Raw genomic sequence first — 12,884 nt, forward strand, 5'->3', positions numbered from 1 at the left:
ATGCAGCATCAGCTCATTTTTAATTCCTGATTAATTTTTGTCATTCTAAGTAAAGCAAGAAGCCAGCTTAAGGTAGATTCCGCTCCCTGATTTTGATTGAACATTGTAGATGTTAATCCGTCGTAGCAGCCGCCTGTTGCAAAATCGCAAATCGGCTCCTGTCTTTCATTGTTGCCAAGGAACCAGCTGAAAGCCATATTAACTCTGCTAATCCATTCGGGATTTTTTGTTATAAGATAAGCCTGATAACATGCATCCATTAACGGCGGTATTTCCACAGGCTGCTGGTCAAATCTTGCCTTGGGCTGCCCTTTAACAAGCCATCCGTCGTTTCCGATTAAAGATATAAATTTCCTGCTGTCATCCAGTAATTGTTCGTATAGCCATTCAAGAGATTCAAGTCCGGCAGTTATATATTTTTTATTATTTTTAAACTGACCTGCCATTAAAAGCGCGTGAGGCAATCTTGCATTTGAATATGAAAGACTGTCTTCGTACCAGTTCCAGTCTTCATCTTTATATTTCAGATAACAATTGTATAATTCTTCACATTTGTTATTGAATATTTTTTTTATATCAAGCGCACCGGAAAATTTTGAAAGATAAAAAACACTTCCAAGAATCATATAAGCAATAGTTCTGGGAGATTTGAAATCTTTCATGTTCTGAATGCTTTCATCAAATAAAGATTTTGAAAGTCCGACAATTGAATTTGAATCCATATTTTTTATAATATATCCCAATGAAAAAATCACTCTTCCGTTTGAATCTTCAGAGCCGGCTTCTTCAAGCCACTTTCTTTCATAGGACATAAAATTCCTGAACAGACCTTTTTCTTTATTAAATGAATAATAAACAAATCTGAGATAAATATTTATCAGTTTGCTTACCTTATCATCATTAAAAATCAGCTTATGCATTACTGTTATAAGCAATGCTCTTACATTATCATCTGTGCAATATCCTTCTGCAGGATTGCCTATCGAATATGTAGCATGCTGGAGTATTCCCGTAGAGTCAGTAAGGTTTTCAAGATGATTGAAATTTATTTCAGGTAACGCAGGCAGTGCTCTGTACTTTGAAGCAGTGCCCGAATAAGTATTCGTTTTGTATTCAACAATAGCGCGGGTAAATACATCAATGTAATTCTTTGCTACATTATTCCATGTAAGTTTTCGTGTAGCGTCATAAGCATTTTTTCTAAGCCTGTTGCGCAAGCTTTCATTTTGTAAAAGCTCAAGTAAAGTCGTTGCCAGGAATTTGGAATCCTTGAAAGGAAACAATATTCCCCTTTCATTCTTCAGAGATTCTTCCGCGTACCAGTACGGTGTAGATACGACCGCCTTACCACAAGCCATTGCATAGGTTAATGTTCCTGAAACTATCTGAGCTTTATTGTGATAAGGACTAACATATATATCACTCATAAGTAAAAACTCATGAAGCTCTTTTGTATCGACGAATCTGTTTATGAACATGACGTTGTTTTCAAGGTCATATTTTTTTACAAGATTCTCCAGTGAAATTCTGTATGTTTCACCAAACTGCCTTTTAACATTCGGATGCGTTGCCCCTAAAATTATATATACAACATCCGGATATGTTTTAACAACTTCTGCAAGGGCTGTAATAACATCTTCCAGCCCTTTTCCGGGTCCGAGGAGCCCGAATGTGAGTATAACCTTCTTATCACTTAGTCTGAATTTATCTTTATAATATGATGTATCTAAAAACTGAACTTCAGGCGCTCCGTGTGGAATGAACCTTACTTTATCAGGATGAATTCCGTAAATATTGTGCATCATCATTACAGCTCTCTCTGATTGAACAACCAGATATGATGAGTGAGCAGCAATTTCTTTTATCACTTTCATTTCATCCGGACTTGGTTTTTCAAGTATCGTATGAAGTGTAGTAACTAACGGCTTATTTAAATTTTCAATAAGGTATAAAATATTTGCTCCTGCATCACCGCCGTACAGACCGAATTCATGCTGAATATTTATAACATCGGAATCAGACAGATTCAGATAATAAGCAGCTTCTTTGAAGTCATTAATTTTTTTATCTTTAATTTCAAATTTGACATCGGAAGGATATTTATATCCTTCCGGAATGTCGTTCAAAGCTGCAATGTTTGTTATAATATTCTCGTTGCGGGATACTTTAGATATAGATGTTGCTAGGTCATTTGTAAATGTAGCAATCCCGCATTGCCGCGGAAGAAAAGATGATATAAAAGATATTCCAAGCGTTTTCTGATGGAAACCATTTGTCTTTAGCATTTCGTATTTAGCATTTCATTAAATAAGTTAATATTTCTTTCATAGAAGCTGTTGCTATAGCCATCGTTGTATCTGCAGCGCCGTAATACATTATCAGATCGTCACCCTTTACTACTACTCCGCATGGGAAAGTTACATCTGGCACATCTCCGACTCTCTCGTACATTTCACTAGGTCCGAAAATCCACTCATCACTTCTTCTTATTATTTTTGTTGGGTCATCTAAATCAAGTAAAGCTAATCCCAGTCTGTAAATAGAACCTGCAGCCGTAGTTTTTACTCCGTGATAAATTATAAGCCAGCCTTCTTTTGTTTCAATAGGCTGAGGTCCAAGCCCGACTTTATATGCATCCCACCAGCTTCCTTTTCTTGCAGGCAATAAAATTGCGCTGTCACCCCAGTGTTTTAAATCAGGTGAGTATGATATCCATATATGCGCACCTATTAAATAATTTGTCGGTGAAGGTCTGTGAATCAGTGCGTATCTGCCGTTAAATTTTCTCGGGAATAATGATGCATCTTTATCGTCCGGCGGCATTACAACTCCGTATCTTCTGAATGTTTCAAAATCTTCTGTAGTAGCGAGTGAAACCAGAGGACCGCTCTCTGAAAATGAAGTATATGTTACTGCAAACTTACCTTCTTCTTCAAGCAGCACGATTCTCGGGTCTTCTATTCCGTACTTATCTTCCGGAAAGTCTTCTACCTTCGGAAGCATTGTAGGTTTGGAATCAATCTTCCAGTTAGTATATCCGTCTTTGCTTGTTGCTTTGCATAAATGAGAGAAGCCTCTCATATCTTCAACTCTGTTTAAAAGCAGAACTTCATTGTTAAACATTGTTGCAGCTGCATTGAAGCATGAGTTTATCCTGTATGGCCACATAGCAGGTGTAAGAATCGGATTATTCTTATATCTTTTAAAAAGTCCGGGTCCGTGAAAAGAATACATTAGTTTATCCATGATTTAAAAAATTTTAATTAAAAATTATATTACTTCAGCAACAGCTTCATCCTGATGCGGAATTTTTTTAACAAACTCTGTTACATCTGAATTTGCATAGGTTCCATAGGCATCGATAAGAATTCCTTGTGTACCTGATTTGCATGTAAGAGCAAATAAAACTGACATGTCATCCGGATTAGAGTCGCCTTCAAAACGGAACGTCTTATCTATATTCACTTCATGCGCATCAAAACACTCACCTGTTTCTTTGCAAATAAGCTTATGATGCGATACTTCGAAATCGTGTATATAGTGTTTCTCCCGCAGTCTGTTAATTACTTCAACGAGCGTTTTCATTTCACTTTCCATATTTGAATAGTTTTTTATTATTAAGTAGTAGTTTTGAAAATGAACTGCCGGATACATTAAATTCATTTGGATTTAGTCTCCCCTTTCTTCGAACGTGTTTTGTTCACAGTAGCCATGGCAATTCTCTTTGCAGATTTTGTGCTTCTTCCTTCTTCTTTCTCGCTTTCAAGAATATGCTTGTATTGTCTTTTTCTTTTTGCAGGCAATTCAGCTTTTCTTTTTTCAGCACCTTTATGCTGTGCTGCCTTCTTAGTTGTTGATGACGTAGATGATTTTTTAGATGACGATTTTTTTGTAGCTGGCATAATAGTTAATTGGTTTCTAATCTATTTTAAAACAATAACTATGCCATCTGAGGTAGGAGGAACCTTTCAAAAGATGTATTTATATACTGGAAACGCATTATATATGCAGATTATAATTTAGGTATTTAGCTCACTACGTCAATACTGACAAGGTGCGACATACCTGTCCTTTCAAGACAATCTCAGTAGTATCACGCATTTTTTTTGTTTTCCTGTCTGAAAATCAACTTTTCATAAATTTTTATTAAATATTTTTTATGACATCTGAAAATTGTAAAAATTCATTTTTTTTATTTGCTGTTTATTTTTGACGTTTTTCAAAATGGCACACCAATTGTTTTAGTAAAGTGCAGATGTACGAAATAAAAAATTTGAAAAATAAAATTATACTAAACTAAATTAAAAGGAGAAGTCATGAAATCCCAGAAATTATTTTCTACGCTATTAGCTGTGATATTATTTGCATTTGCATCTAATTCATTTGCACAAACAACAACAACAGTTGTTACAACACCATCTAAAACGTATGTAGTAACAAAAGAAGCTTATCCGCAATGGTCAGTTGCTCCATCAGGCGGTATTGTATTCCCAATTATGGAATTAAGCAACAGCTTTAAAGCTAATGGTATTTTTGGTCTTGAAGCAGGCGCAAAGGTAAACAAAGAAGTAGGTTTTTACTTAAGAGGTAACTATATGTTCATGAACTCAAGCGCAAGCGGCGGAGCAATCGGAAAATATATTGAAATAACTGCAGGACCAAGATATTATTTCTCAAGCATCAATGTTAAATCACAATTATTTGCAGATGCAGGTATCGGACCTTATATTTTCAGTCAGGCAAGTTATCAGCCCGGAGACCCGACAGCAGCAGTAGTACCAGAAATAAATGAAACAAAGCTTGGTGTTAATGCAGGAATAGGTGCTTCATTATACTTATCACCGAACATGAATCTTATGCTAAGAACAAAATATAACACAGTGTTTACATCAACAACAACAAAGAGCTTTATTACAGCATCAACAGGATTAGAATTTAAGTTCTAAGATATAACGATACAACGCATGGTTAAGGAATTACAAAAAACATCTTGCTCCGCAGAGGGGCAAGATGTTTTTATTTACAAAACATTAATTAGTTAAGACATGCAGGGAAGCAAAAAAAGAAAATTACGCGAGGGAAAAACTCAACCGAAGCAGCCGGGTATGCAATTTAAAATGTCACCAAAGCCTGTTACCGAATCAGATAAGTATTTACCTGCTAAAAAATTACAAAATAAAGCGGCGATAATAACAGGAGGTGATAGCGGTATTGGTCGCGCCGTAGCAATTGATTTTGCAAAAGAAGGATGCAATGTTGGAATAATTTACTTTAACGAACACAGAGATGCTAAAGAAACAAAAAAATTGATTGAAGAGCAAGGTCAGAGATGTTTATTATTGCCGGGAGATGTGAAGGGTGAAAATTTTTGTAAGCGTTCAGTAGATAAAGTTTATAAAGAGTTTGGCAGACTGGATATATTAGTAAACAACGCCGCCGTGCAATATCCGCAGGATAACATAGAAAAAATTACCAAAGCACAATTAATAAAAACATTCTCAACGAATATCTTTTCAATGTTTTATATGGTAAAAGCCGCAATGAAATATCTAAAAAAAGGTGCAGCAATCATTAATACTGCTTCTGTAACAGCTTACAGAGGAAGTCCTGAACTTTTAGATTACTCCTCTACAAAAGGAGCGATAGTTGCGTTCACGCGTTCCTTATCAGGTTCATTAGTTAAAAAAGGAATTCGTGTAAATGCCGTAGCACCTGGACCAATCTGGACTCCATTGATTCCTGCAAGTTTTCCTAAACAAAAAGTTTCCCACTTCGGAAGCGAAACTCCTATGGGTAGAACAGGCCAGCCGGAGGAAGTAGCGCCTGCTTATGTTTTTCTGGCAAGTGATGATTCATCTTACATTACAGGTCAAATCATTCATGTTAACGGCGGAGAAATAGTTAACGGATAATTCCCTTCATAAGTACCACTGACATTTAAGCCGATGGTGAATCTATACTCCACCGGCATTTTTATTTTTATTTCATAGTCATCTCAAGTTCATATCACAAACTTCAATTATAATTTTTTTACTTCCTGTTAAGTGCAAATTCAAATGCAATTAATTTCAATTTTATTCTATTTATTTTCTTTAATGTTGATTATAAATAATATTGACTAAAACACATAAAGAAATTAAAGCAATTCCTACATTGGAAGAATATCTGTCATGGGATATTTATATATGGAATAAGGCTTTGAATTTCTGGAGAGAAGTTTTAAATTCACACAAAAACGAGAAAGGTCTTGCGCTGGAAGTTGGAAGTAAAGACGGCGGGCTTTCATTATTTCTCTCTTATGACTTTGGCTTCAAAACATTTTGTACGGATATTGAAGAAATAAATTCCGATGCAAGTGAGCTTCATAAAAAATATGGAGCGGAGAATAAAATCAGTTATTCAATTGCAGATGCCTGCTCACTGAATTTTAGTTCAGATATGTTTGATGTCGTAATACTTAAATCGGTGCTCGGCTCAATAGGAAAAAATGACAATACTAATCAGGTAAAAAAAGCAATAGCTGAAATTTACAGAGTACTAAAACCGGGTGGGATTTTGTTGTATGCTGAAAATGCCAAGGGCTCTTTTATTCATACTGCTCTCAGGAAAATTTTTCGCAGATGGGCTGTCTATTGGAAGTACTTTTCAATAAATGAAATAGAATCTCTATTGGTAAATTTCAGCAGGATGGAAATTCACACTGCCGGAGTTATATCAGCTTTCTTTTCCGGTACCGGTACAAAAAAGAAAGTACTACCCTTAGATAATATTTTAGAAAAAATTACTCCGGAAAATTCAAGATATATGATTTACGGATATGCGCAGAAGTAATCAGAAAAAGTTATAGTTTATGAATCTTGTCTCAATTGTTTGTACCACATATAACGAAGAGAAATTAATTGCAAAAACTCTGGATAGTTTTCTAAGTCAGCAGCTTGATAATATGCAGCTTGAAATTTTCGTAGTGGATGGACGTTCTGAAGATAAAACAAGAGAGATAATAAAATCATATGAAACGCAGAACAGCAGAATTAAATTAATTGATAATCCTGAAAGGAAAAATCCTTTCGGAAGAAATATAGGGATACAGGAATCCAACGGTAATTACATAGCTATACTCGGCGCACATACGATTTATAAGAATGATTATATAAAAACTTGTATTGCAGAAATGGAGAGAACAGGTTCAGCGGGAGTGTCAGGGAAAGTGGTGACATCAATTGAAAAAGATTCAAATGGAGGGGAATTGTGCGAACTTATTTTGACAAGTAAATTCGGCGTATCCGGCGAATCATTCAGAACTGTGAAAGAAGGATATACTTCAATGGTAAACTTCCCTGTTTTTAAAAGAGAAGTATTTGAAGAAGTAGGTTTGTATGATACGGAGCTTCATAGAAATCAGGATAACGATTTGAACAATCGAATCATGAATGCCGGATATAAATTGTATAATACGTGGAAGACTGAATGCTATTATTATCCTGAAGATACATTAAAGGGGTTGTATAAGTATTCCTATAGAAACGGCTTCTGGAATGCAAAATCTTTGCTCGAGAATCCCGAGTCAATGAAGCTGCATCATTATATTCCCTTTGCATTTGTAGTTACAATTATAATTATGACTGTGTTTGCAATCTTAGGTTTGCTGATTAATTCAGGTTTACAATTAGTATTGCTGGCAGGCGCTATTGGAGTTCATTTATTTGCGGGATTATTATTTTCTGTCACAATAAAAAAATATAAATCGCTTAAAAATATTTTATCTCTGCCCTTTTTATTTTTCGCTTTTCATTTTTCTTACGGATGGGGAACGCTGCGGGGACTCTTTTCAAAAACAATTTAATTTTTACTTACATGAAGATACCATTTGTAGATTTAAAAGCACAATACTTATCAATAAAAAATGAAATAGATAATGCTGTTCAGTCAGTTATAAACGATACTGCCTTTATCGGCGGGAAGTATGTAAAACAATTTGAGAATTCCTTTGCTGATTTATATAAAATTAAAAATTGCATCGGAGTCGCTAACGGTACAGATGCTATTTACATAACATTAAAAATGCTGGGCATTGGACAAGGTGATGAAGTTATAACAGTTGCAAATACCTGGATATCCACATCAGAAACCATCTCGCAAGCAGGTGCCAAACCGGTGTTCGTAGATATTAATGATAAACTTTATACAATAGATGAAGAACTCATTGAAAGTAAAATAAATTCAAAAACAAAAGCTGTCATTGCAGTCCATCTATACGGGCAGGTCTGCAATATTGAAAAAATTCAGACTATATGTAAAAAGCATAATTTATTTTTAATTGAAGACTGCGCGCAGTCGCATCTTTCTGAGTGCAACGGAAAACTTGCAGGTACATTCGGCGATGCTGCAACTTTCAGCTTTTACCCCGGTAAAAATCTGGGCGCTTACGGAGATGCGGGATGCATAATTACAAATGATGACGCGCTTGCCGAAAAAATCCGAATGTTTGCAAATCACGGCTCGATAAAAAAACATATTCACGAAATGGAGGGTATCAACAGCAGGCTTGACGGTATGCAGGCAGCCATTCTTAGCGCAAAGCTTCCCCATCTTACTGAATGGACGAACAAAAGAATTAACAATGCAAAGCTTTATTCACAAATGCTTACAGATATCGGCGATGTTGTAACTCCACAAATTCGCGAAAACTCAAAACATACATTTCATCTTTACGTTATAAGGACAAAACATCGCGATGCACTGAAAGAATTTTTATATTCTCATAAAATAGAGACTTCTATTCATTACCCTGTTGCATTGCCAAATTTACCTGCATATAGTTATCTGAATATTCCGCCGGAAGATTATAAACTGACAAATATTTTCCAGGATGAAATTCTATCCCTGCCTATGTATCCTGAGTTAACTTCAGAGCAGATTACTTTTATTTCTGAAAAGATAAAGAAATTTTTCACCACACAATAACAGTTAAAAGTATTCATACATAATTCCTTTTAAAGTATCTTTGTTGCTTCGCTTTTGTTATTTTTATATAAAAGTTTGAGCATTTAAAATGATACCCTTTTATCTCCCCTACGTTAACGACGATATAATCGAAAATTTAATTGAAACAATTAAATCGGGATGGATTACAACCGGTCCGCAGGTCAAAATTCTGCAGGAAGAAGTTGCAATTATATCCGGTGTGAATGACGTTCTGTGTGTTAACTCTGCAAGTTCAGCATTACTCCTGGCGCTTCATTGGTACGGCATAAAACCGGGCGATGAAGTAATTATCCCTGCTTACACATTTGTAGCTACTGCTCTGGCTGTATTGCATCTTGGTGCAAAACCTGTTATGGTTGATATAAACGATGACTTCTGCATTGATACAACAAAGCTTGCATCCGTAATTACAGAAAAGACTAAAGCAATAATGCCTGTTGATATTGCAGGGCTGCCATGCGATTACAATGAAATCTATGATGTAGTAAATTCTAAAGAAGTATTAGATAAATTTAAATCAAATGGCGAAAATCAGAAAAAGCTTGGCAGGATATTAATTCTTTCAGATGCAGCTCATTCTATCGGAGCAAGATACAAAGGGAGACCAACAGGTTCGCTTGCCGACCTCACGGTTTTTTCTTTCCATGCAGTAAAAAATATAAGCTCAGCCGAAGGCGGCGCATTGTGTATAAATCTTCCTGCCCCTTTTGATAACAAAAAGATTTATGACTTCCTGAGATTACTTTCTTTTAACGGACAAACTAAAGATGCGTATGCAAAAACTATGGGAGCAGAATGGAAGTACGATATAATATATCAGGGATTCAAAATCAATATGCCTGATATTCTTGCGTCAATTGCAGTTGCTCAATTTCAGATATATAAAAAAGAATTGTACCAGCGAAGAAAAGAAATTTTCAGATTGTATGACGAAGCTTTTGCAAAAATTGATTGGGCTATTTCTCCTCCGACTTTCTGCAAAAGAAAAGAATCTTCTTACCACGTTTATTTACTTCGTATAAAAGATATAACTGAATTTCAAAGGGATTTAATAATAGATGAAATTTTTCGCAATGGTGTATCGGTCAATGTGCATTTTCAGCCGCTTCCGCTTCTCACATTATTTAAAAATCTTAATTACAAAATAGAAGACTTCCCGGTCAGCTATAAAAATTATTCTATAGAAATTTCTCTCCCGGTTTACCCGCAATTAACGAACGATAATATTAATTACATAGTTGACTGTGTTGTAAAAGCATACAATAAAGTTTTGTGTAAAAAATAGAATGTTTAAATTAACCTTTAAAACACTTATTTTAAATCGTTCTCGAAAATCTAGCGCAACAGCAGGCATGAGCGCTAACACATATAAATGATCAGATTTTTTGATCTTCTAATTTCTTTCTTAGGGTTAATTCTTTTCAGCCCGATACTCGTAATTGCTTCGTTATTGATAATAATTGATTCTAAATTACCTGTATTATACAAACAAAGCAGAGTAGGACTACTGAATCGGGATTTTGAATTATATAAATTCAGAACCATGAAAGTAAACAGTGGAAATAATTCTTTTTTAACGTCTGATCCTGAAGCTAACCGTATTACAAGTGCAGGCAAAGTACTAAGGAAATTCAAGATAGATGAACTTCCTCAGCTTTGGAATGTGCTCAAAGGAGATATGAGTTTTGTAGGTCCCAGACCGGAACTTAGAAAATATGTTAATCTTTATACTGAACAACAAAAAGAAATTCTGAAAGTAAAGCCGGGAATAACAGACTATGCTACAATAAAATTCATTAATGAAGAAGAGCTGCTGGCAAAATCTGATAATCCCGAAAAATTATATATAAATAAAATATTACCTGAGAAAATATTATTGAACAGATTATATTTAAATAATATTAAGGTAACGGAATATTTTAAAATTATTTTTCTTACAATTTACTACATAATAAGACAAAGGCAGGGGGAAACAAAGCCGTGATGTTCTTAAATCCATATCTTAAAAAAATACGAAACAGACATCTGTTAATACTGGATGTGCTGTTCTTTTTAATATCACCATTTTTAGCTTTATTACTGAGAGTTGAAGACGCTTCTTTTATTACAATTCATATAGTTGCAATTTTTAATTATGTTTTAGTATCGCTCTTTATAAAATTAATTGTAAACTATTATCTTGGTCTTTATAAAAAATTCTGGCACGTTGCAAGCATAGATGAACTTGCCAAAATTATTCTTGCCTTCATTCTATTTAATACATTCCAGTATGCCTTCCTTATATTATTGAGGTCTCAGGTAAAGATTTTTGACGGCATCCCAAATTCACTTCCATTAATTGATTCATTTATAACTTATATATTCTTTTCTGCATCAAGATTCAGCATCCGATTAATAGAAAGACTTGAGCAAAGAAAAAATTTACGCGGCTCTGGTGAAAAAGTTTTAATCTACGGAGCAGGAAAAGCGGGAGTAAAAATTGTAGAAGAAATGCAAAGGCATCCAAGCAACGGATTGAATCCTGTTGCTTTTATTGATGACGACAAGAAAAAAGCCGGACTGAAAATAAGAGGTATAAGTGTTTTAGGCAACAATGAAATTTTAGCTGATGCTATAAAAACATATAAGATTTCCAAAGTAGTTATTGCTATGACTCTTCTGAAAGGTGAAGAGATTAGAAATATAGTTAACATCTGCACCAAGCTTGGAGTAAAAACAAGAACCATTCCGAATACCTTTGAGCTTCTTGATAATCGTGTTAGAATTGACAGCATAAGAGATATTCAGATTGAAGACTTATTAAAAAGAGAGCCGATTCAGACAGATATTAAGCAGGTAAAGAATTTAATTAAAAATAAAATTGTACTTGTTACAGGCGCAGGTGGTTCTATAGGAAGCGAACTTTGCAGGCAAATTTTAAATTGTAATCCGGGGAAATTAATACTTCTCGGCCATGGCGAAAATTCAATTTTTGAAATTCAAAATGAGCTGCATACCAGAAAGAAGAAAAATTTTAATCACGTTTCTATAGAATCTGTCATTGCCGATGTAAGGAATAAAACAAGAATTGACCAGACTATAATTGATTATAAACCTGATATAGTTTTTCACGCCGCTGCGCATAAGCACGTGCCTTTAATGGAGGCCAATCCATGTGAAGCGGTAACAAACAATATTCTAGGGACTAAAAATCTTATTGAAGCATGCGCTAAAAATAATATCCAAAACTTCGTAATGATTTCCACTGATAAAGCTGTGAACCCGACAAGTATCATGGGAGCTACGAAGCGTATGGCTGAAATGATTGTTCTGAAGGCAGCAAAAGATTACGGGAAAAATTACGTTGTTGTAAGATTTGGAAATGTTCTAGGAAGCAGAGGAAGCGTTGTTCTTACATTCAAAAAACAAATTGCTGAAGGCGGTCCGGTTACCATTACACATCAGGATATAGTAAGATATTTTATGACAATACCGGAAGCTGTGCAGTTAGTTCTGCAGGCAGCCGAAATAGGTTCAGGCGGTGAAATTTTTGTTTTAGATATGGGTAAACCGATAAAGATAATTGACCTTGCGCATGACATGATAAATCTTTCCGGTTATAAAGTCGGTGAAGATATTAAAATTGTGACAACAGGTCTACGCCCCGGTGAAAAGTTATACGAAGAATTATTTATTGATGGTGAAGAATATGCAAGAACAAAACACATAAAAATTCTGATTGCATCCAATGCAAGTAAAATAATAATTGACAATCTTGATAATACAGTTGAAACTCTTATATCTCATACAGATGATAATAACGACCAGATTGTTCTGAATTATTTAAAAGAAATGCTTTCGGATTTTCAGCATACAAAAGATATTTCGCTGACAAATTATCATTAAATTCTACAATTAAA

The 12,884-nt window shown here is 34.8% G+C and carries 12 protein-coding genes; 8 read left to right on the plus strand and 4 right to left on the minus strand.

Going from position 1 to position 12,884, the window contains the following annotated elements; all coding sequences use genetic code 11:
- Positions 1–8: 8 nt before the first annotated feature.
- The 4 genes from JST55_15230 to JST55_15245 all read right to left on the minus strand — a co-directional run bounded on the left by JST55_15230 (position 9) and on the right by JST55_15245 (position 3,902).
- Positions 9–2,285 carry a glycosyltransferase family 4 protein gene (locus tag JST55_15230; GenBank protein ID MBS1494865.1) on the minus strand — a complete coding sequence of 759 codons (2,277 nt, stop codon included), beginning with the start codon at positions 2,283–2,285 and terminating at the stop codon, positions 9–11.
- 7 nt (positions 2,286–2,292) lie between these two features.
- The gene (locus tag JST55_15235; protein MBS1494866.1) at positions 2,293–3,246 is read right to left on the minus strand and encodes a glycosidase; all 954 of its coding nucleotides are present in this window, start codon (positions 3,244–3,246) and stop codon (positions 2,293–2,295) included.
- A gap of 24 nt (positions 3,247–3,270) precedes the next feature.
- Positions 3,271–3,585 (minus strand): phosphoribosylpyrophosphate synthetase, encoded by a 315-nt coding sequence (locus tag JST55_15240; protein ID MBS1494867.1) that lies wholly within the window; start codon positions 3,583–3,585, stop codon positions 3,271–3,273.
- 74 nt (positions 3,586–3,659) lie between these two features.
- Positions 3,660–3,902 carry a hypothetical protein gene (locus tag JST55_15245; GenBank protein ID MBS1494868.1) on the minus strand — a complete coding sequence of 81 codons (243 nt, stop codon included), beginning with the start codon at positions 3,900–3,902 and terminating at the stop codon, positions 3,660–3,662.
- A 414-nt stretch (positions 3,903–4,316) separates the two neighbouring features.
- Between JST55_15245 and JST55_15250 the strand changes: the two genes are divergently transcribed.
- The 8 genes from JST55_15250 (at position 4,317) to JST55_15285 (ending at position 12,870) form a co-directional block, all read left to right on the plus strand.
- The gene (locus JST55_15250) at positions 4,317–4,946 is read left to right on the plus strand and encodes an outer membrane beta-barrel protein (GenBank protein MBS1494869.1); all 630 of its coding nucleotides are present in this window, start codon (positions 4,317–4,319) and stop codon (positions 4,944–4,946) included.
- A 99-nt stretch (positions 4,947–5,045) separates the two neighbouring features.
- Positions 5,046–5,912 carry an SDR family oxidoreductase gene (locus tag JST55_15255; protein MBS1494870.1) on the plus strand — a complete coding sequence of 289 codons (867 nt, stop codon included), beginning with the start codon at positions 5,046–5,048 and terminating at the stop codon, positions 5,910–5,912.
- A gap of 202 nt (positions 5,913–6,114) precedes the next feature.
- Complete coding sequence (locus JST55_15260) at positions 6,115–6,831, plus strand: class I SAM-dependent methyltransferase (GenBank protein MBS1494871.1); 717 nt, start codon at positions 6,115–6,117, stop codon at positions 6,829–6,831.
- A gap of 19 nt (positions 6,832–6,850) precedes the next feature.
- Positions 6,851–7,843 (plus strand): glycosyltransferase family 2 protein, encoded by a 993-nt coding sequence (locus JST55_15265; GenBank protein ID MBS1494872.1) that lies wholly within the window; start codon positions 6,851–6,853, stop codon positions 7,841–7,843.
- A gap of 11 nt (positions 7,844–7,854) precedes the next feature.
- The gene (locus JST55_15270) at positions 7,855–8,964 is read left to right on the plus strand and encodes a DegT/DnrJ/EryC1/StrS family aminotransferase (GenBank protein ID MBS1494873.1); all 1,110 of its coding nucleotides are present in this window, start codon (positions 7,855–7,857) and stop codon (positions 8,962–8,964) included.
- 88 nt (positions 8,965–9,052) lie between these two features.
- On the plus strand, positions 9,053–10,270 hold the full coding sequence (locus JST55_15275; protein MBS1494874.1) for a DegT/DnrJ/EryC1/StrS family aminotransferase: 1,218 nt from the start codon (positions 9,053–9,055) through the stop codon (positions 10,268–10,270).
- Between the two features lie 87 nt (positions 10,271–10,357).
- The gene (locus JST55_15280) at positions 10,358–10,969 is read left to right on the plus strand and encodes a sugar transferase (GenBank protein MBS1494875.1); all 612 of its coding nucleotides are present in this window, start codon (positions 10,358–10,360) and stop codon (positions 10,967–10,969) included.
- On the plus strand, positions 10,969–12,870 hold the full coding sequence (locus JST55_15285; protein ID MBS1494876.1) for a polysaccharide biosynthesis protein: 1,902 nt from the start codon (positions 10,969–10,971) through the stop codon (positions 12,868–12,870). Before JST55_15280 ends, JST55_15285 begins: the two co-directional genes overlap by 1 nt.
- Positions 12,871–12,884: the final 14 nt, after the last annotated feature.

The sequence above is a fragment of the Bacteroidota bacterium genome (genome assembly GCA_018266835.1).
In the GTDB taxonomy this organism is placed as follows: Bacteria; Bacteroidota; Ignavibacteria; order Tepidaquicellales; family Tepidaquicellaceae; genus JAFDZO01.